The sequence below is a fragment of the Rhodanobacter sp. C01 genome (assembly GCF_002001045.1).
Taxonomy (GTDB): domain Bacteria; phylum Pseudomonadota; class Gammaproteobacteria; order Xanthomonadales; family Rhodanobacteraceae; genus Rhodanobacter.
The window spans coordinates 155989-175433 of the sequence record NZ_MUNR01000011.1; the positions used below are offsets into that span (position 1 = coordinate 155989).

Consider the following 19445-nt stretch of genomic DNA (forward strand, 5'->3'; position numbering starts at 1 on the left):
GTCGGGGGTGGAGGTCGCAAAAACGGCGCCATCTGGCGCCGTTCGGATGCAATCGCGGAAGTGTCGCTATCAGGCTGGGATCAGGGTCGCGATCATGTGCTCGACGTAGGCGTCGAATTCCTCGTGGTTGATCCGCGGCAGCCCCAGCGTGAAGTTCAACTGCAGGAAGCCGACATAGGCGGCATAGGTCAGCCGTGCCCGGTTCAGTGCCTGGGCTGCGGGCAGGCCAGCCTCGCGGTAAGCGGTATCCAGAAACTCCATGCGCCGTTGCGACACGCGCGCCATCACCGGCACCACCTGCGGATGATCCAGCGCCTTCAATAGCGCGGCATAGACTCGATGTGGCTGTAGCTCGTGCGCAACGCGGCGGAACAATTCGGGCAGGCGCTTGCGCGGATCGGCGATCTGTTCGATCTGGCCGAGTACCTCGCGTTCACCGTATTGCTCCCAGCGTTCCAGCGCGGCTTGCAGCAGGGCTTCGCGGGTGCGGAAGTGCCAGTAGAAGCTGCCCTTGGTCACGCCCAGTTGGCGTGCCAGGGCCTCCACGGCCAAGGCGCCCACGCCTTGTTCGGCGATCAGGTTGAGGGCGGCGAGTTCCCAATCTTCGGCCGACAGGCGGGTGCGTTCTGGCTTGCTGCTGACATTCATTTGCGTATGGTAGCGATACCCTGCGGGTTTGTAATCTGCACAGGGCAAGGTGTTTGAAATACATGGCTATTTGCCGCGAACAAGGTGGTCGCGACGCGCACGTATTGACGGCGCTTGCCGGGGCGATCCATACTCAACCGTATGGTTAACCCGACTCACGCCTCGGCTGTCCTCAGCCGTTTCCCAGTTGCCGACCTGAATCTGGCGGTGGAGACGCGTCGCCCGGACGGCAGCCCGACACTGCTGTTTGCGCATGGTTTCGGCCAGACCCGTGGTGCCTGGAATGGTGCAGCCACGGCGCTGGCTGCCGCAGGCTGCCGCTGCGTGACGTTCGACAGCCGCGGTCATGGCGAAAGCGACCGTGTACCTGGTGGCGCGGATCCTCACAGCGGTTACCACATGGATCAGTTTGCCGACGACTTGCAACGGCTGGCCGCGGCGCAGCCGGAGCCGCCGATCCTGGTCGGTGCCTCGATGGGTGGCCTGCTCGGGATCGTGATCGCCGGCGAGGTGCGCCCGGCACCATTCAGAGCGCTGGTACTGGTCGACATCACGCCGCGCTGGGAAACCGCCGGGGTGGAACGCATCCTTGCCTTCATGCAGGCGCATCCGGACGGCTTTGCCGATTACGCCGAGGCTTCCGAACAGATTGCGGCCTATCTGCCACAGCGGCGTGAGCGCAAGAGCGAGGAACAATTGCGCCCGCTGCTGCGCGAAGGCGCCGATGGCCGCCTGCGCTGGCACTGGGACCCGGCCCTGCTGGCCGGCGACCTGGTGCAGGAGAGCGAACGTTACCAGCCGCTCCTGCAGGCGGCGGCGGCGAAAATCGATGTGCCCGTGCTGCTGCTGTCTGGCGCGCGCAGCGATGTGGTGTCGCGCACCACCGTCGACGAATTCCTGCAATTGGTGCCGCATGCGCAGCATGTGGAACTGTCGCATGCCACCCACATGGTGGCGGGCGATGCGAATGATGCGTTCACGCGCGAAGTCGTGCGCTTCGTGCAAAGTCTGGATCCATCAGCTGACCGGTTGCGTGCCGGCGCTGTTCAACCGTGATGAGGTGCTGAGATGTCCGTGATACTGACCCTGCTGGCGGCGCTGATAGCCACCGGTGCCTGTGCCTACCACCGCACCAGCCTGCGCATCTGGGCGATCGCCACGATCGCAGCCACGCTGGTGGTCGGCCTGCTGGCCGGAGCGATATGGACAATGCTCATCCTGCTGATCGTCGAGGCGGCGATTGCCGTTCCGCTGCTGCTGCCGGATTTCCGTCGCCGCCAGATCAGCGCGCCCCTGCTGAAAATGTTTGCCAAGGTCACGCCGAAGCTGTCGGAGACCGAGCAGACCGCCCTGGAGGCGGGCACGGTCGGTTTCGAGGGTGAGCTGTTCTCCGGCAAGCCGGACTGGCACGAGCTGCTGAAGCAGCCGAAGCCCGAGCTGAGCGTGGAGGAACAGGCCTTTCTCGATGGTCCGGTGGAAGAGCTGTGCGGGATGATCGACGATTGGCAGATCACCCACGAGCTGGCCGACCTGCCGCCGAACGTGTGGGACTTCATCAAGAAAAATCGCTTCTTCGGCATGATCATCCCGAAGCAGTACGGCGGCCTGCAATTCTCCGCGCTGGCGCATTCGGCGGTGCTGCAGAAACTCAACAGCATGTCGGCCACGGTGGCCTCGACGGTGGCGGTGCCGAACTCGCTCGGGCCGGCCGAGCTGCTGCTGCACTACGGCAGCGACGAGCAGAAGAGCCACTACCTGCCGCGCCTGGCCGTGGGCGAGGAAATTCCCTGCTTTGCGCTGACCGGCCCGTATGCCGGCTCCGACGCCACCTCGATCCCCGACATCGGCATCGTCTGCAGGCGGGTCGTCGATGGCGTCGAGACGCTCGGCATCAAGCTGACCTTCGACAAGCGCTATATCACGCTGGCGCCGGTCGCCACGGTAGTCGGGCTGGCCTTCCGCATGTACGACCCCGAGCACCTGCTCGGCGACAAGGAGGATCTCGGCATTACCCTGGCGCTGCTGCCACGTTCCACTCCGGGGCTGCAGATCGGCCGTCGTCACTTCCCGCTGAACATCCCGTTCCAGAATGGCCCGATTCACGGCAAGGATGTCTTTGCGCCGCTGTCGGTGCTGATCGGCGGCCCGCAGATGGCCGGCCACGGCTGGCGCATGCTGGTCGAGTGCCTGTCGGTGGGACGCGCGATCTCGCTGCCGTCCAACGCCACCGGCGGCATGCGCGCCTCGGCGCTGGCCACCGGCACGTATGCGCGCATGCGCAAGCAATTCGGTTTGGCAGTGGCTCGCTTCGAAGGCGTCGAGGAGGCGCTGGCGCGCATCGGCGGCCTCACTTACGCCACTGCGGCGCTATCGCGCGCCACGGCGGCGGCAGTCGACCGCGGCGAGAAGCCGGCGGTGCCGTCGGCGATCGCCAAGTATCACGCCACCGAATGGGCGCGGCAGATCGCCAGCGACACCATGGATGTGCACGGCGGCAAGGCGGTGCAGCTGGGGCCGAAGAACTACGCCGGCCGCGGCTGGTCCAGTGTGCCGATCGCGATCACGGTGGAAGGCGCGAACATCATGACGCGCAGCCTGATGATCTTCGGCCAGGGTGCGATCCGCTGCCATCCGTACGTGCTGAAGGAAATGCAGGCATTGTCGATCGCCGACCGCGGCGAGCAGCTGAAGACATTCGACCGCCTGCTGTTCGGCCATATCGGTTTCGGTATCTCCAACGCGGTGCGCAGTCTCACGATGGGCCTGACCGGTGCGCGCATCGGCGAGACTGCTGGCGATGCCTATACCCGTCGCTACTACCGCAAGCTTGACCGCTATTCCGCCGCACTGGCGTTGTGTGCCGACGTGTTCATGGGTGTGCTCGGCGGCAAGCTGAAGTTCAAGGAGAAGTTGTCGGCGCGTCTGGGTGATGTGCTGAGCTATCTGTACATTGCCAGCAGCATGCTCAAGCGCTACGAGGACACCGGCCGGCCGGAAGCGGATCGTCCGTTCCTGGCGTGGGGCTTCCACGAGTGCATGTGGCTGATCCAGAACGCGCTGGACGGCGCCATCCGCAATTTCCCCGTGCGTCCCGTGGCGTGGCTGTTGCGTGCGCTGGTGTTCCCGCTGGGTCGTCGCGAAGTGCCGCCATCCGACCGTCTCGGCCGGCGCGTCGCCGCGCTGCTCACGGCACCGAATGATGCGCTCGATCGTCTCACTGACTGGGTCTACACCACGCCGACGGCGAACAACACGATCGGCCGCATGAAAGCGCTGTTGCCCGACGTGATCGCCGCCGAGCCGGTCGACCGCAAGTTCGGCAAGGCGCTGAAGTCCGGCCAGTTCAAGTCGCACGACTACCTCGGCCAGCTCGCCGAGGCGCAGCAGGCCGGGGTGATTTCCGCGGCCGAGGCCGACCTGCTCAGGCGCGTGCGCGAAGGCGTGTTCGAGTTCATCTCGGTGGACGACTTCGATACCGATGAGCTGCGTGCGTTCAAGACGCGAGCCGATGCGACAGGCTCAGCCAACGCGGTGTAATCGAACTGGACAATCCGGCCCGTTCTGCGGGCCGGGCTTTTTTCGAGGATGGGTCGATGAGTGCATCGGTGTTGTCGCTATACCGCCGTATCACGCGCTGGCCGGCGGGGCACTGGATCTTCTCGCGCCTGATCTGCCTGAAGGCGCCGTACTTCGCCACCATCGCGCCGCGCTTCGTGGCACTGGAGCCGGGCCGCTGCGAGGTGCGCATCCGTGATCGCCGCCGTGTGCACAATCACATCGGCACCGTGCATGCGATCGCGCTGTGCAACCTGGCCGAGCTCAGTGCCGGCGTGATGACCGACGCGACGATTCCGTCCGACATGCGCTGGATTCCCAAGGGCATGAGTGTCGAGTACCTGAAAAAGGCGGTTGGTGCCCTGCACGGAGTTGCCACGCCGGAGACTGCAGCGCGAACTTCGAATGATGGCTATGAATGGCCGGTCGCAGTGCAGGTCACCGATGTGGCCGGCGAAGCGGTGTTCCGCGCTCGCGTGATGATGTGGGTATCGCCGCGCAAACGCGACTGAACGTGCTGCATGGCTGTAGTGCCATGATCAGCCGGCCAGCACGCAGCAGTTCTTGCCAGCACGCTTGGCCTCGTACATGGCGTGGTCGGCGGTCTGGATCAGCTGCTCGTCGGCATCGGAGCGATCGTTGGGCAGGTAGGGCGCGATGCCGATGCTTGCGCCGATCCGGACATCGATCAAACGCTCGTTGACGCGCAATGTATAAGGCTCGCCGAGCGCCGAGCACAGCTTCTGGCACAGCTGCATGGCCAGCTGCGCATCTCCGATCTCCTCGAGGATCAATGCGAATTCGTCACCGCCCAGCCGGGCTACCGTGTCGTTGCTGCGCAGGTGTGCCGACAGCCGCGCGGCGATTTCCTGCAGCAGCGCGTCGCCGGCAGGATGGCCATGGGTATCGTTGACGCCCTTGAAGCCGTCGATGTCGATGCAGGCCAGCGCGAAGTGGTCGTGATGGCGATGCGCACGCTGGATCGCACCGAGCAGCCGGTCATGGAACAGCATGCGGTTGGGCAGCCCGGTCAGCATGTCATGACTGGCCTGATGGCGGACCTTCGCTTCGACCAGTTCGCGTTCGGCCATCTCCCGGATCAGCTGCTGATTGCGTTCGGCCAGCTCGGCCATGGTCAGCTGCAGTTCGGTGCGTGCCGCATGCAACTCCAGGAACACGCGCACCTTGGACTGCAGGATCACGTCGTTGATGGGTTTGGCAATGTAGTCCACGGCGCCGGAGCGGTAACCTCTCAGCCGATTCAGATCGTCGGCATAGGCGGCGGTGACGAAGATGATCGGCGTCTCGCGCAGTTGCTCGGCTTCGCCGAGCAACTGCGCCACTTCGAAACCGTCCATGTCGGGCATGTTGACGTCGAGCAGGATCAGCGCGAATTGATGATCCAGGCACAGTGCCAGTGCCTCGTTGCCGTTGCGAGCCTCGAGGATCTGTGAGCCGCTCTGCGCCAGCAGGCGACGCATCGCGACCAGGTTGGCGTGGGTATCGTCGACGACCAGGATTTTCGGCAGCATCGTGTTCATGTCAGGCAAAGGTGGTTGAGCAACTGAGCAATTTTTTCCAGCGGCAGGCAGTAGTCGGCGCCAGAAATGTCGAGTGCGGCTTGTGGCATCGTTGCCGCTTCGGCATTCGCAGGCGCTTGCACCACCGCGATGCCGCCGTGGTCGCGGATCTGCGCGAGGCCATGGGCACCGTCGCGATTGGCACCAGTTAACACCACGCCGATCAATCCTGTGTGATAGACATCGGCTGCGGAGCTGAACAAGACGTCGATGGATGGCCGCGAAAAGCACACTGGCTCATCCACCGACAGCGCGAAGTGCTGGTCATGCTCCAGCAGCAGGTGATAACCACCCGGTGCAATATGGACGGTGCCGGCAGCGGCCGGCTGTCTTTCGACCGCTTCGACGACGGGAAGCGCCGAATGGCTGGCGAGCAGGCCGGACAGCACGCCAGTACCGCTGGCGGTATGGCAGCACACCAGTACGGTCTGCGGCAGCCGCGGGTCCAGCGCGCCCAGCAGCAGCTTGAGTGCGTTGAAGCCACCCTTCGAACAGCCGATCGCGATCGCCTCAGGCTGCGCCATCACGTGCCTCCGCCATAAGCTGACTGCTGCGTCGATACAGTCGCAGGTTCGCATCGACGGCACTGAAATCAGCCGCCACGGGGGCAAAATCCAGCGATTCGCGCAATCCCAGGCAGAGATGGCCACCTCGCACCAGGCTGTCGCGAAAAAGAGTCAACGTGTGGTTCTGCAGCGGGTTGGAGAAATAGATCAGCACATTGCGGCAAAGCACCAGGTGTGCTTCGCAGAACACCTTGTCGGTCACCAGGTTATGGTTGGCGAACGTGATGTTCCGGCGCAATCGCTGGTCCAGCTTGATGAAGTCGTAGCGGGCACTGTAATAGCTGGCCAATGACTGGCTGCCGCCGGCCAGCAGGTAGTTGCGTGACCACAGCTGGGCGTCTCTGGCCGGATAGATGCCCTCCTGTGCGCGCTGCAGTGCATCGGGATTGAAGTCGGTCGCGAAGATATGGCTGCGCTCGTACAACCCGGCTTCCTCCAGCATGATCGCCAGTGAATAAACCTCCTGTCCCTGCGCACAGCCGGCCTGCCACACGGTGATCTGCGGATACGACGCCAGCACCGGCAGCACGTGTTCGCGCAAGGCGAGAAATACCTGCGGGTCGCGGAACATCTCCGACACCGGCACCGAGAGCCCCTTGATCACCAGCGGCAGGAAATCCGGCTCGTGCAGCAGGCGCGCGGTGAGTCCAGTGATGCTGCTGCAATGGTGGGCATGCACCAGCTGACGCACGCGTCGGGTCAGCGACGCCGGGGCATACTGGCTGAAGTCATGGCCATGGCGGCGCTTGAGCGCCTGCACGAACAGGTCCAGCTCAATCTGTTCCAGTTCGGCCCGTTCCAATTCGGCGCGTTCCAGTTCGACATTGAGCGACGGTGCCGGCATGGTGATCAGCGATGCAGCCAGACGCGCATCATCGACGCCAGTTTGTCGATGTCGATCGGCTTGGACAGGTAATCGCTGGCGCCCATCTCCAGGCATTTCTCGCGGTCGCCGCGCATCGCCTTGGCGGTCAGTGCGATGATCGGCAGCGCGGCGAAGCACGGCTGTGCGCGGATCGCCCGGATCGTCTCGTAACCGTCCATCCCCGGCATCATGATGTCCATCAGCACCAGTTCCGGCGCCTCGTCATCCGCCAGCGCCTTGAGCGCCTTGTGGCCATCCTGTGCCATGCCGACGACCAGCCCCCAGCCGCGCAGCACCCGGGACAGTGCAAACAGGTTGCGCATGTCGTCGTCCACCAGCAGAACCCTGCGGCCGGCCAGTTCGGCGGTCGGCGCCGTCGCAGTGGTGCGGCGTGGTGCGTGCTGGATGCTGTGCAGGAACAAGCTGACCTCGTCGAGCAGTCGTTCCGGCGAGCGTGCGCCTTTCACGACGATCGAATCGGTGTACTGGCGCAGCAACAGGTTTTCCTCGCGACTCAGATCGCGACCGGAGTACACCACCACCGGTGGCACGCCACCAGGCTGCTTCGACAGCTGCTCAAGCAGCTCCAGGCCGGACATGCCAGGCAGGCCCAGGTCGAGCACGATGCAGTCATAGCGGGTATGCGAGGTTTTCTGCAGTGCATCCTCGGCCGTGCCAGCCTCGTCGATCAGCACATTGTCGGCGGACAGCATGGTGCGCACCGCGGTACGCGCGTCGGCCTCATCATCGACGATCAGCAGATGCCGCTGATGGCCTTCGGCAAAATGCAGCAGGCGCTTGAACGCGGTGTCGATCGCAGCGCGGCTGACCGGCTTGGTCAGGAAGCCGACTGCACCGTGTTCGAGCCCTCGTGTGGCATCGTCGGTTGCGGAAATGAAATGCACCGGAATCGCCCGTGTGACCTCGTCGGCCTTCAACTGGTCGATTACCGTCCAGCCATCCATTGTCGGCAGCATCACGTCGAGCAGGATGCCGGTGGGATGGTGTTCGCGGGCCAGCAGCAGGCCGGTCTCGCCATCGCCTGCCGCCAGTGCGCGATAACCCTTGCGATGGATCATGTCGATCAGGATGCGCGCGAAGGCCGGGTCGTCCTCGATCACCAGGATCGTGGTCTGGCCCGGCAGCAACGAGCCTCGATCGTCGTCGATGGCATCCGGCAGCAGGTATGGGGATGCCGGCCGTGCAAGTGGTTTCGGTTGGATGGACGGTGCGCTTTCATTTGCATCGCGCGTCGGCTCGGGTGGTACTTCGGGCAACAGTACGGTAAAGCGGCTGCCATGGCCGCTCTCGCTATGCAAGGTGATGTCGCCACCCAGCAGCATGGCCATCCGTCGCGAAATCGCCAGCCCGAGCCCGGTGCCGCCAAACTGCCGGCTGGTGCCGGCATCGACCTGCTCGAACGCATTGAAGATGCGCTGGAACTTGTCGGCCGGGATGCCGATGCCGGTATCGGTGATCGTCAACGCGATCAGCGACTGCTCCTGCAGCGCGAGGGGCACCATGATTTCGCTGGTAGGGCGGCCGATGTGCACGCTGACGCTGCCGCGCGCGGTGAACTTGAATGCATTGCTGAGCAGGTTGTTGGCGATCTGCTCGAGCTTGGTGCTGTCGGTCCGCAGCATGTCGGGCAGACCGGGCTCGATGTCCAGCGTGAAGCCGAGCTTCTTTTCTTCGGCGACGTGCGCAAACGTGCGTCTCAGTCGTTGTTCCAGGCTGGCCAGCAGCAGCTCGTCGATCACCAGCTCCATCTTGCCCGCCTCGATCTTCGACAGGTCGAGGATGTCGTTGATCAGATGCAGCAGGCTGGTACCGGCATCATGGATGATGTGCGCCGATTCGATCTGCTCCTCGTCGAGATTGCCGCTGTCGTTGTCGGCCAGGTTGCGCGAGAGGATCAGCAGGCTGTTCAGTGGCGTGCGCAGTTCATGCGACATGTTGGCGAGGAATTCGGACTTGTATTGACTGGCCCGCGCGAGTTCGGCGGCCTTGTCCGCCGTCTCCTGCTGCAACTCCTCCAGCACGTGCTTCTGGCGGTTCAGGCTGTCGGTCTTCTCGCGCAGTTCCTCGTTGGATGCCTGCAGCTCCTCGGCCTGCAAGCGCAATTCCTCCTCCGAGGCGACCAGCCGTTCGGACTGTTCCTCCAGCTCCGCGGTCTTGGCCTGCAGAGCCTCGTTGTTGTCGCGGAGCACCTCCTTCTGTTGCCGCATCACCAGTTCAGACACGCGCAGTTCGTCGGCCTGTTCCTGAGTCTGCAGCAGAAGGTTCTGCGTGCTGGTGGCACGGTTGAGGTTCTCCAGCGCCAGCCCGACGATCGGCAGCAGCTCTTCCAGCAGCATCAGCTGAAGCGGACCGAGTGCCCTGAAGCTGGCGAGCTCAAGCACGCCGATCAGCGTGTCGCGATAGAGCACCGGCAGGATCGCGACGTGGCGGGGCAGCGCTTCGCCGGAGCCGGAATCGATGTGCAGGTAATTTTCCGGTACGTCATCGAGCATGATCGGCTTGCGCTCGATCGCGCATTGACCCACCAGGCCTTCGCCCGGCATATAGTGCTCGGCGGTACGGTTGCTCAGGCGCAGACCGTAGCTGCCCAGCAGGTCGAGCCGGTGGCGTGCGTCGTCAAATGAATAGAACAGCCCGACCCCTGACTTGAACAGCGGTACCAGTTCGCTGGTCAGCCACTGCGCGAATTCCTTGTGGGTGGTGGCTTGTTGCAGCAGATGGGAAATACCCGAGACCTGGGTCTTGATCCAGGTCTGCGTCTCGGTATCCATCACCATCTGCTTGAATACCTGCAGCGCCCGGGCGATTTTACCGACCTCGTCGCGCCGGTCGAGTTGACCGATGTCGAATTCGTGATCGTGATTGGCCAGTCGGGTCATCAGGTCGGTCAGGCGCCGCAGCGGTCGTGTGACCAGGCGTGCGGTCAGCGCGATGATCGCGAGCCCGAGCAGGATGCACAGCAGGGCCGAGATGACATTGATGGCCTGGGTTCTGCCCAGTGTGCTGCTCAGCTCCTGGCTGCGCGTGGCGAGCAGTTGATGTTCCTCGCCGATCATCTGGTCGATCGCGTCGTTCAGATCTTCGACGCGAACCGTGCGCTTTTCCAGGTAGTTCGACTGGATGCGCTGGAGCTCGAGTGCCATGGCCGCCGGATCGCCAGTCTTCACCCGGCTGATCGGGTCGAGCGCATTCGTGATGACTTCGCGCCGCCATTGCGCGGCCAGGATCTCCAGGTTGTCGATGCGCGACTGCTGCAGCGCATTGTCCACGGTCAGCTGGCGCAACTGGATCATGCGGTCATGCAGGTCGCTGGCACCGCTGTCGAACATGGCGCGCTGGTCCGCCCGTTGCGTCAGCACGTAGCCGCGTGCGCCGAGCTGGCTGGTCTGCAAGGCATGCTGCACCTGATCCAGCTCAAGCAGCACCTGGTAAGTGTGGACTGTCCAATAGCGGTCGCTTTCCTGCCGGCGGAGCGAGTGCAGCGTTATCACGCTGGTGAGCAGGAACAGGCCAAGCAGCAGCACAATCGCAAGCAGGATCTTGCGCTGCAGTGGCTGGTCGGCGAGCCAGGAGAATTTCGAATGAGTCGGTTGCATGCACGGCCATCGCGGTTCGAGGGGCGATATGTCTCGGGAGCGCCAGAAGGTCATCCTGTCCTTGACAGGGTGGTTGGCGCAACCGCCGGGCCGCAGTGCCGGTTGCCAGGGGAGTGGTTCAGCGGTGGTGTGACCCCTGCCGCAGTCGTTGCCAGGGTGCGCATGGCAGCATCGAGCCGCGGCGCCATGCGACGATCAGCAGGGCCACCGTAAGCAGCGAGCAGACGGCAAGTGCGACCACCGAGGCCTCCGCACCGAACACGCCGCCGCTCAGCCAGTCCGGCCCGGTGCGGTGGGAGATCAGCCAACCCTTGCTGGCACCCCCGGAAACGGGGATGCCGTAGACCGTGCCCTGCATGATGTTCCATGCCGCGTGCAGGCCGATGCAGGCCCACAGCGAACGGGTGACGTGATAGATCATGGCCAGCAGCAGGCCGGCCTCGATCGCGATCGCCGCCGAGCTCCACAACGTGGCGCCGGGGTTGAAGATGTGCGCAGCGCCGAAGAACAACGCGGAGATCACCAGCGCCCACCAGGTGCCGAGTCCTTCCTCGACAATGCGGAAGATCACGCCGCGGGCGATGATCTCCTCGCCGATGCCGGCACCGATGCCGGCCACCAGCACGCCCGGCAGCCAGTCCACCTGCGGATCCGTGCCGGTGACGTGGTAACTGCCGGCCAGCCACAGCACGCCGACCACCACGCTGAACAGCACGGTGCCGGTGGCGAGGCCAGCCAGACCCCATGTCGGGATGGCGCGTGGCGACAGTTCCTGCATTGGTCGCCGTTCGATCAGGCGAACCAGGATCGCGTAGCCGAACAGCACCGGCAGCAGTTGCATGCTCAGGGTTGCCAGCGCATGGTGCAGCGGATCGGCGGTTTTCAGGGTCCAGCCCAACGCGACCACGGCAGCGCGCGTGATCATGCCGGAGCCGATCAGCATCGCGGCGAAGAAGATGATCCGTGCGGCGGGCGAGAGCACCAGCCAGCGCTGCCAGCCCGGCACGCTCGAGGGTGTGGCGAAGGCGAGCTGTCCGGTCTGCATGCGTCAATCCGTGCGAGGTGAGGCCGACAGGCTAGCAGTGCCATCGCCCTGTCCCCAAGGCCACAAGTCACGCGTCCGGGCGCTAAAGTTCGACCGAGGCCGCGTGCTCGCGCGTGTTGGAAAAGCGCACCTGTGGCCAACGCTCCTGCGCCAGCTGCAGGTTCACCCGCGTCGGGGCAATGTAGACCAGCTCACCGGCACCGTCGATCGCCAGGTTCATCGCATTCTTCTCGCGGAACTCGGCCATCTTCTTTTCATCGTCGCAGTGCACCCAGCGCGCGGTAGTCACCGTCACCGGCTCGAAGCTGGCATCGACGTTGTATTCGTCCTTGAGTCGGTACGCCACCACATCGAACTGCAGCACGCCGACCGCGCCGAGGATCAGGTCGTTCGACATCAGCGGACGGAAGAACTGGGTGGCACCTTCCTCGGACAGCTGGGCCAGACCCTTCTGCAGCGCCTTCATCTTCAGCGGATCGCGCAGCCGCGCGCGACGGAACAGTTCCGGGGCGAAGTTCGGGATGCCGGTGAAGTTGACCAACTCGCCCTCGGTGAAGGTGTCGCCGATGGTGATCGTGCCGTGGTTGTGCAGGCCGATCACGTCACCGGGGTAGGCGGTCTCCACGATCTCGCGATCGCTGGCCATGAAGGTCAGCGCGTTGGCAATGCGGATGTCCTTGCCGGTGCGTGTCTGCACCATCTTCATGCCGGCACTATAGGTGCCCGAGCACACGCGCATGAACGCCACGCGATCGCGGTGCGCCGGGTCCATGTTCGCCTGGATCTTGAACACGAAACCGGTCAGTTTCTCTTCCTCAGGTTGCACCTCGCGCCCCAGCGTGCCGCGTGGGCGTGGCGAGGGCGCATGCTCGACGAAGAAGTCCAGCAGCAGCTGCACACCGAAATTGTTCACCGCCGAGCCGAAGAACACCGGCGTCTGCCGGCCGGCGAGGTACTCGTCCATGTCGAACGCGGGCGCTGCGCCTTGCACCAGTTCCAGTTCCTCCCGCAGTTCGCGCATCGCCTCGTCGCCGACTTTTTCCAGCAGGCCGGGCGCATCGAGGCCCTTGAAGATGGTCGAATCCTGGCGGGTGAAATTCTTGCCCGGCTCGAAGATGTGCACTTCGTCCAGCACCAGGTGGTACACGCCCTTAAGTCGCTTGCCCATGCCGATCGGCCAGGTCACCGGCGCGCAGGCGATGCCGAGCACCGACTCCACTTCGTCCAGCAACTCGATCGGTGAGCGGCCTTCACGGTCGAGCTTGTTGATGAAGGTCATGATCGGGGTGTCGCGCAGCCGGCAGACTTCCATCAGCTTGATCGTGCGCTCCTCCACGCCCTTGGCGCAGTCGATCACCATCAGCGCGGAATCCACTGCGGTGAGCACGCGGTAGGTGTCCTCGGAGAAGTCCGCATGTCCCGGTGTGTCGAGCAGGTTGATGATCTTGCCCTCGTACGGGAACTGCATCACCGACGAGGTCACCGAGATACCGCGCTCTTTTTCCAGCGCCATCCAGTCGGACGTCGCATGTCGCGCCGCCTTGCGCCCCTTCACCGAGCCGGCCATCTGGATCGCGCCACCGAACAGCAGCAGCTTTTCGGTCAGCGTGGTCTTGCCTGCGTCGGGATGGCTGACGATGGCGAAGGTACGGCGGCGGCGGGTTTCTTGCAGATGGGTGGACAGATGGGTGGACATGGAAACAGATCGGCTGGGACGCGAACCGATAATTATAGCTTGGATCAACCGGTTACTTGGTTCAGCCGATTTGCGGCTCCGTGCGGGATCAGGATGAGCACGGCCCGATTCCACTCCAACTTCAAGATTTAGGCGTGGATGGCGTCGCGGCTGGAAATCCGACCAGGTCGTTGTCCAGCGGCATGGCCTGTCGACGCCGGTCGCTTGCTGCATCGGTCGGTGGCAGTTTCGCGTCCGGGTCGATCGCCTGACTGACCGACCAGGCGCCCGGTGACGAGAAGGTGTCGAAGACGAAGGGCACCCCCTCGGAACCCTCGAAGGTGGGTGCGTTGGAAACCTGGAAATGCAGGTGAGGGCCGCCGGACATGCCGGACTGGCCGACGTGTCCCAGCACATCGCCGCGATGCACCTTGTCGCCGGGTTTGACGGTCACGCTGCCACGCTGCAGGTGCGCGTAATGAACGAAACGGTTCGGCGCGATTTGCAATACCACATAGTTGCCGTAAAGCCCGTTGGCAGTGAGCGACGAAGGTTCCGGCTGTGGCGCCAGCGGTTTGTGGTCCGCCTCGCCGTCACGTGCGCCGAGCACGATGCCATCAGCCACCGCCAGCACGTCCGTGCCGAAGCCGATCCAGTCGGTGAGCTGCGATTGCCGATAATCGGCGACTCCAGCGTGGAGCGCATGACCGCGAACATCCACGCCGATCAGGTCGAGTGCGTAGCGCTGTGGGATGGTCAGCTGTCCGTTGACGGCCACCAAGCTGCCCCAGTGATGCGAATTCGAGTTGCCCGGTCCTTCAGTGGCTAGCCAGAGACCGCGCAGCGGTGGCCCGATGACGACTGCCGGCGTGGCATCGACGGCAACGCGTGCGCCATCGACCAGCTCAGTACCACCCTGCGCATTCTCGAATTCGAGACGGTGGCGCAGCAATCTCGCCGGCGACCGGCGGTCGGACAATGTAAGCCAGACAAAGACGATTGCGCGTGCGCCAGCCTTGATGGCGAGGTTGTCCCCGGCCTTGGCGCCTTCGGCGAGATGCGGGGAAACCATATCCCCGAGTGCAGCGCCGTCGAACGTTGCCAGTGGCGTCGTCGAGTCGTCGGCAAACACGGTCAGCTGGCGCAAGCGCAGCACGCCGGTGTCGCCGTAGAAGTTGCTGACGTGGAGTTCGTAGGCGAGGTGTGCGTGCCCATCGCTCCCCATGACGATTTCGGGTGGCCAGGGATTGCGCACTTCGACCGGTGCCATTGCTTTCTGCGCCAGGCCGATGGAGCAGGCGAGGGCACACGTCCAGCCGACCAGGAACGGAGCGAGCCAATGGGCAAATGTCGGGCGCTTGCGTGGCGGTCGCGGATAGATCGTATTCGGCATCGTCATGGATCGCTCAAGAAAGTGTCGGTGCAGTCCCCGCAGAGGATCGTAATCGAGATTCGGATCGCCCACCTCTGCTGCACGGCCGGACCGGTCGCGAACTGCCCAAAAGGAACCCGGAGATCGCTCCCCGGGTTCCGTTGGTTTCGCGCCGACCGTCAGGCCAGCGCGAACATGAAAGCGAAGGGTTACTTCGCCTCCTTCTCCATCAACTTCTCGACCATGCTGGCCGGCACTTCCTCGTAATGATCGAAGATCATCGTGAAGTTGCCGCGGCCGCTGGTGGCCGAGCGCAGGAAGTTGATGTAACCGAACATTTCGGCCAGCGGCACGAAGCCCTGCACGAAGGCATTCGCACCTTTCTGGCCCTGTTCGGTGATCGAGCCGCGACGACGGTTCATGTCGCCGATCACGTCGCCGAGGTAGGTCGCTTCGGTGACCACTTCCAGCTTCATCACCGGTTCGAGCAGCTTCGGCTTGGACATCTTCTGCGCCTCGCGGAAGCAGGCGCGAGTGGCGATTTCGAAGGCGAGCGCCGAGGAGTCAACGTCGTGGAACTTGCCGTCGATCAGGCGTGCCTTGAAGTCCAGCACCTGGTAGCCGGCGACCTGGCCCTGGCGGGACTCCTTCGTGATGGCCTGCTCCACCGCCGGGATGTACTCGCGCGGCACGCGACCACCGACCACTTCGTCGGAGAACACCACGCCGCTGCCCGGTTCGCCCGGCTCGAAGATGATCTTCACTTCGGCGAACTGACCCGTGCCGCCGGTCTGCTTCTTGTGCGTGTAGGTGTGTTCGACGGTCTTGCCGAACGCCTCGCGGAAGCTGACCTTGGGCTTGCCCATGTTGGCTTCCACGCCCAGCTCGGTGCGCATGCGGTCGATGGTGATTTCCAGATGCAGCTCGCCCATGCCCTTGAGCACGGTCTGGCCGGTTTCCTGATCCACTTCCATGCGCAGCGACGGATCGGCCTTGACCATCTTGTAGAGCGCGGTCGACATCTTGTCGACGTCGTTGCGGCTCTTCGGCTCGACCGACACGCTGATGACGGGATCCGGGAAGCGCATGCGCTCGAGCAGGGCCGGGTGCGCCGGGTCGCTCAGCGAATCGCCTGTCTCGGTGTCCTTCATCGAGACGAAGGCGCAGATGTCGCCGGCGCGAACCTCGTCGATTTCCTTGGTGGCGTTGGCCTGCACTTCCACGATGCGGCCCACACGCTCCTTCTTGCCGCGGGTGACGTTCTGCAGCGTGTCCCCCTTCTTGATCACGCCCGAATAGATGCGGCAGAAGGTCAGCGTGCCGAACTGGTCGTTGATCACCTTGAACGCCAGCGCGCGCGCCGGCGCGTCGTCGGTCACGGCCTGTTCGCCGATGACGTTGCCGTCCTCGTCGACCATCGCGATGCCGCCGTTCTCGCCCGGATACGGCATGTAGTCGACCACGGCGTCGAGCAGCTGCTGCACGCCCTTGTTCTTGTACGAGGAGCCGCAGAACACCGGCACCAGCTTGCCGGTGACGCAACCCTTGCGGATGCATTCCTTCAGCTTCGCGGGGTCGTGTTCGCCGGTCTCGATCAGGTGCTCGAAGGCTGCGTCGTCCATCGCCAGCGCGTGCTCGATCATTTCCTCGCGCAGCTTCGGCAGCTGGGCGACCCAGTCGTTATCCACGGTGGAGCCGAACTTCAGGCGGTTCTTCGCCTCCTCGAAGGAGACGGTTTCCCACTTGCTGTCCTTGTCGTCGGAGTGCCAGATGTAGGCCACGTTGGCGACCAGGTCGGCCATGCCGCAGAACTCGTCGCTGCTGCCCAGCGGAACCTGGCACAGCAGGGCCGGCGCATTCAGGCGCTCGCGGATGCCTTTCACGCAATGCGCGAAGCTGGCGCCGATGCGATCCATCTTGTTGATGTAGCACACGCGAGGCACGTTGTACTGGTCGGCCAGGCGCCAGTTGGTTTCGGTCTGCGGCTCCACACCGGCCACACCGTCGAATACCACCACGGCGCCGTCGAGCACGCGCAGCGAACGGTTCACTTCGATGGTGAAGTCGACGTGTCCCGGGGTGTCGATCACGTTGATCTGGTGACCCTTCCATTCGGCGGACACGGCGGCCGACTGGATGGTGATGCCGCGCTTGCGCTCCTGCTCCATGTAGTCGGTGGTGGTCGAGCCCTTGCCGTCCTTGGTGTCATGCACGTCGATGATCTGGTGCTTCTTGCCCGTGTAATACAGCACGCGCTCGGTGGTGGTGGTCTTGCCGGCGTCGATGTGCGCAATGATGCCGATGTTGCGGTAGAGGTTCAGGGGTTTTTGGCGGGCCACAGTCTGGATTCCGGAGAGTTGTCGTGTCAGGCAAACGTGAGATGGGCAGCACAAATGCTGTCCATTGAGGTGTTTTTCAATGTGCCGGCGGCCGGGGGCGAGTGACGTCAGTCCGGGCAGGCAGGGTGCGAAAGGCGTGACAAGATAACCGATAAAGCCGTCAGACTCCCGTGCCGGGCACGGCGCACGGCAGTGACGGCGCGCGGAGATGCCCCATCGATTCGCGCGGTTTCGACATGGCCATCGGCTAGCTGGTGCGAATGGCCTTGTTCGCGCGGCCATTCGTGGCCGGATTGTCCTGCCGGCTGTTGCGCGCGGTTTCAGGGCGTCGGCGGCCGCCTCAGCCCTGATCGGCGTCGAAGTGGGTGTCGTTCCAGGCCGGGCTGCCCAGCTGGCTCAGCAGGATGGCGGTACGCACGGTGAAGTTGTTCCAGCTCGGCAGGGCGGCGATTTCCAGCCAGTCGGCCCACTCGGGCTCCGCGGACTGCAGGCCCCGGTCTGAAGCCTGCTTCCGGCCGGCAACGATCGCGTCCCTCACCTCGGGCATGATCCCGAGGAAGTGGCTCAGTGTGGCCTTCTCGGCATCGGACAGGCGGCTTTCCGGTGATTCGACCAGCCACGTGCAGGCCATTTCCATTTCCCACTCGTACTCGGAGGCGAGAAACCAGGTGAAAGCATCGCCTTCGGCCCTGCCTGAGGCGATGGCGCCGGCGTGTTCGTGAAACGTCCGCAAGGTGGATGCAAACCGGTCCACTGCCTTGTACGGAATCTCTGTATTCGCCAGCATGTGCCAATCCTCCGCGGAATGCGTCGATCCGCTGCCCGTTGACGAAAGTCCGAGCAAGAGCGGTGCCAGCCATGCGGAAATTGCGTCGGACGCGCGACTTTCCCGGTGAAACGGTGAGGTTGCGGGGCTGGTTCGGTGTTGGGCAAGTCGGAGTCTGGTCGGGGGCGATCGTCCGCCGGGAGCGCCATGCGGACCCGTGGCGTCACATTCTGCCGGGTGATGGCGTCAGTCCGGGGTGTCCAGGCTCAACATGTCCTCATGGAATGCGCCGAACGGCTCGCTTGGGTGCGCGATCTGGATCTCCAGGATCCACAGCCCGCTGGCTGGAGGCCCATCCAGGTCGCCCAGGTCGCCGGCCTTGTGCACGGCGTGCGGAAAGTCGCTGACCCGATGGCCCTTGATCGCGTGGTTGAGTCGCCAGCCCATCGCGTGGGCACGTTCACCGGCCAGCGCATAGAGCGCCTGGCCGCTCAGCCCCTGTGTGCGCCATGCCGCAGCGACTTCCCGGAGCAGTGCCCGCGCCGCGTCTGCGCAAGCCTGGCGTTCCGGTGCGTGGCCGATGACGAAAGTGTCACCGACGTCACCCTCATGCCCGTCGAACACCAGTCCGAGGTCGATGAAGTAACTGTCATTCTCGCCCAGCCGCACGTTCGGGTCAGAGCGCTGACGATAGGTCTTGGTGGTGTTCGATCCGATGCGGATATACGTCGGATGCCACAAACGCTCGAAGCCTAGCCGGCGAAACACCTCGTCCGCGGCGGCTTTTGCCTCGTCCTCGCTGATGCCCGGCTGCATGTACTCGCGGATGCCTTGCAGGGCAGCCCAGCTACGCTCGCGGGCTCGCTGCATCAGGATGGGGTCGAAACGGGTGCCGACAGCTTCGCGCGGGTTGGTCGTCATGCGCAGTCCGAATCTTGAGGGTGCGGCGCCGCGCAGGCTCAGGCCAGCAGGACCAGCGCCAACCCGAGCGCCGCCGGCAGCGCCTGAATCCACAGGATCTTCCGACTCGCGGTCAGGCCGCCGAAGATGCCGGCCACCAGCACACAGCCGAGGAAGAACACTTTCACGCCGAAGCCGGTGCTGCCGAGGTACAGGCCCCAGACCAGTCCTGCGGCAAGGAAGCCATTGTAGAGCCCCTGGTTGGCAGCCAGCGCCTTCGACTGTTCGGCAAATTCCGCGGTAAGGCCAAATGCGCGACGACCGGAGGGCCTGGTCCACAGGAACATTTCCAGGATCAGGAACCACACGTGCATCAGGGCAATCAGGGCGATCACGACATTGGCGGCGATGGACATGACGCAGGTTCCCCAGGAAGGCGAGTGGCAACGCCAGGTGCTCCGGCGTCGTGCCGTGAAGTGTCGCAGCCGTTTCGATGCATCGCAAACGCTGGCGCGGT

General features: G+C 64.1%; 15 protein-coding genes. 3 read left to right on the forward strand and 12 right to left on the reverse strand.

Annotated elements, in window-relative coordinates:
• Nucleotides 1-69: 69 nt before the first annotated feature.
• The gene (locus B0E50_RS09925; RefSeq protein ID WP_077441042.1) at nucleotides 70-648 is read right to left on the reverse strand and encodes a TetR/AcrR family transcriptional regulator; all 579 of its coding nucleotides are present in this window, start codon (nucleotides 646-648) and stop codon (nucleotides 70-72) included.
• Nucleotides 649-789: 141 nt separating this feature from the next.
• On the opposite strand from B0E50_RS09925, the gene B0E50_RS09930 reads away from it, so the two are divergent.
• From B0E50_RS09930 to B0E50_RS09940, 3 genes are read left to right on the forward strand one after another with little or no spacing between them, the layout of a single operon-like run.
• A complete protein-coding gene (locus B0E50_RS09930) occupies nucleotides 790-1704 on the forward strand; it encodes an alpha/beta hydrolase (RefSeq protein WP_077441043.1) in 915 nt (304 codons plus the stop codon).
• A 12-nt stretch (nucleotides 1705-1716) separates the two neighbouring features.
• Complete coding sequence (locus B0E50_RS09935; protein ID WP_077441044.1) at nucleotides 1717-4185, forward strand: acyl-CoA dehydrogenase; 2469 nt, start codon at nucleotides 1717-1719, stop codon at nucleotides 4183-4185.
• 56 nt (nucleotides 4186-4241) lie between these two features.
• On the forward strand, nucleotides 4242-4715 hold the full coding sequence (locus tag B0E50_RS09940; RefSeq protein WP_077441045.1) for a hotdog fold domain-containing protein: 474 nt from the start codon (nucleotides 4242-4244) through the stop codon (nucleotides 4713-4715).
• A gap of 27 nt (nucleotides 4716-4742) precedes the next feature.
• Here the strand turns inward: B0E50_RS09940 and B0E50_RS09945 are convergent, their stop codons facing one another.
• The 11 genes from B0E50_RS09945 to B0E50_RS09995 all read right to left on the reverse strand — a co-directional run bounded on the left by B0E50_RS09945 (nucleotide 4743) and on the right by B0E50_RS09995 (nucleotide 19344).
• Nucleotides 4743-5735, reverse strand: coding sequence for a diguanylate cyclase (locus tag B0E50_RS09945; protein ID WP_077441348.1), 993 nt, complete (start codon nucleotides 5733-5735; stop codon nucleotides 4743-4745).
• A 5-nt stretch (nucleotides 5736-5740) separates the two neighbouring features.
• Nucleotides 5741-6307 (reverse strand): chemotaxis protein CheB, encoded by a 567-nt coding sequence (locus B0E50_RS09950; RefSeq protein ID WP_077441046.1) that lies wholly within the window; start codon nucleotides 6305-6307, stop codon nucleotides 5741-5743.
• Nucleotides 6294-7193, reverse strand: a complete 900-nt coding sequence (locus B0E50_RS09955; protein WP_077441047.1) for a CheR family methyltransferase — start codon at nucleotides 7191-7193, stop codon at nucleotides 6294-6296. Before B0E50_RS09955 ends, B0E50_RS09950 begins: the two co-directional genes overlap by 14 nt.
• A 5-nt stretch (nucleotides 7194-7198) precedes the next feature.
• Nucleotides 7199-10831: a response regulator gene (locus B0E50_RS09960; protein ID WP_077441048.1), complete on the reverse strand. Its 3633-nt coding sequence runs from the start codon at nucleotides 10829-10831 to the stop codon at nucleotides 7199-7201.
• A 118-nt stretch (nucleotides 10832-10949) separates the two neighbouring features.
• On the reverse strand, nucleotides 10950-11876 hold the full coding sequence (locus B0E50_RS09965; RefSeq protein ID WP_077441049.1) for a type II CAAX endopeptidase family protein: 927 nt from the start codon (nucleotides 11874-11876) through the stop codon (nucleotides 10950-10952).
• 82 nt (nucleotides 11877-11958) lie between these two features.
• The gene (locus tag B0E50_RS09970; RefSeq protein ID WP_139350825.1) at nucleotides 11959-13572 is read right to left on the reverse strand and encodes a peptide chain release factor 3; all 1614 of its coding nucleotides are present in this window, start codon (nucleotides 13570-13572) and stop codon (nucleotides 11959-11961) included.
• Nucleotides 13573-13693: 121 nt separating this feature from the next.
• Entirely contained in the window at nucleotides 13694-14950 is a 1257-nt protein-coding gene (locus B0E50_RS09975; RefSeq protein WP_077441050.1) for a M23 family metallopeptidase, read from the reverse strand.
• 182 nt (nucleotides 14951-15132) lie between these two features.
• Nucleotides 15133-17262, reverse strand: a complete 2130-nt coding sequence (gene fusA, locus B0E50_RS09980) for an elongation factor G (protein ID WP_077441051.1) — start codon at nucleotides 17260-17262, stop codon at nucleotides 15133-15135.
• A gap of 340 nt (nucleotides 17263-17602) precedes the next feature.
• Nucleotides 17603-18049 carry a hypothetical protein gene (locus tag B0E50_RS09985; protein ID WP_077441052.1) on the reverse strand — a complete coding sequence of 149 codons (447 nt, stop codon included), beginning with the start codon at nucleotides 18047-18049 and terminating at the stop codon, nucleotides 17603-17605.
• Nucleotides 18050-18274: 225 nt separating this feature from the next.
• Nucleotides 18275-18949, reverse strand: a complete 675-nt coding sequence (locus B0E50_RS09990) for a M24 family metallopeptidase (RefSeq protein ID WP_077441053.1) — start codon at nucleotides 18947-18949, stop codon at nucleotides 18275-18277.
• A gap of 38 nt (nucleotides 18950-18987) precedes the next feature.
• The gene (locus B0E50_RS09995) at nucleotides 18988-19344 is read right to left on the reverse strand and encodes a DUF1304 domain-containing protein (protein ID WP_077441054.1); all 357 of its coding nucleotides are present in this window, start codon (nucleotides 19342-19344) and stop codon (nucleotides 18988-18990) included.
• Nucleotides 19345-19445 lie beyond the last annotated feature (101 nt).

Bases quoted from the DNA above. Each gene is read 5' to 3' on its own strand.
- B0E50_RS09925 (WP_077441042.1), bottom strand. From the start codon at position 648: ATGAATGTCAGCAGCAAGCCAGAACGCACCCGCCTGTCGGCCGAAGAT.
- B0E50_RS09930 (WP_077441043.1), top strand. From the start codon at position 790: ATGGTTAACCCGACTCACGCCTCGGCTGTCCTCAGCCGTTTCCCAGTT.
- B0E50_RS09935 (WP_077441044.1), top strand. From the start codon at position 1,717: ATGTCCGTGATACTGACCCTGCTGGCGGCGCTGATAGCCACCGGTGCC.
- B0E50_RS09940 (WP_077441045.1), top strand. From the start codon at position 4,242: ATGAGTGCATCGGTGTTGTCGCTATACCGCCGTATCACGCGCTGGCCG.
- B0E50_RS09945 (WP_077441348.1), bottom strand. From the start codon at position 5,735: ATGCTGCCGAAAATCCTGGTCGTCGACGATACCCACGCCAACCTGGTC.
- B0E50_RS09950 (WP_077441046.1), bottom strand. From the start codon at position 6,307: ATGGCGCAGCCTGAGGCGATCGCGATCGGCTGTTCGAAGGGTGGCTTC.
- B0E50_RS09955 (WP_077441047.1), bottom strand. From the start codon at position 7,193: ATGCCGGCACCGTCGCTCAATGTCGAACTGGAACGCGCCGAATTGGAA.
- B0E50_RS09960 (WP_077441048.1), bottom strand. From the start codon at position 10,831: ATGCAACCGACTCATTCGAAATTCTCCTGGCTCGCCGACCAGCCACTG.
- B0E50_RS09965 (WP_077441049.1), bottom strand. From the start codon at position 11,876: ATGCAGACCGGACAGCTCGCCTTCGCCACACCCTCGAGCGTGCCGGGC.
- B0E50_RS09970 (WP_139350825.1), bottom strand. From the start codon at position 13,572: ATGTCCACCCATCTGTCCACCCATCTGCAAGAAACCCGCCGCCGCCGT.
- B0E50_RS09975 (WP_077441050.1), bottom strand. From the start codon at position 14,950: ATGACGATGCCGAATACGATCTATCCGCGACCGCCACGCAAGCGCCCG.
- B0E50_RS09985 (WP_077441052.1), bottom strand. From the start codon at position 18,049: ATGCTGGCGAATACAGAGATTCCGTACAAGGCAGTGGACCGGTTTGCA.
- B0E50_RS09990 (WP_077441053.1), bottom strand. From the start codon at position 18,949: ATGACGACCAACCCGCGCGAAGCTGTCGGCACCCGTTTCGACCCCATC.
- B0E50_RS09995 (WP_077441054.1), bottom strand. From the start codon at position 19,344: ATGTCCATCGCCGCCAATGTCGTGATCGCCCTGATTGCCCTGATGCAC.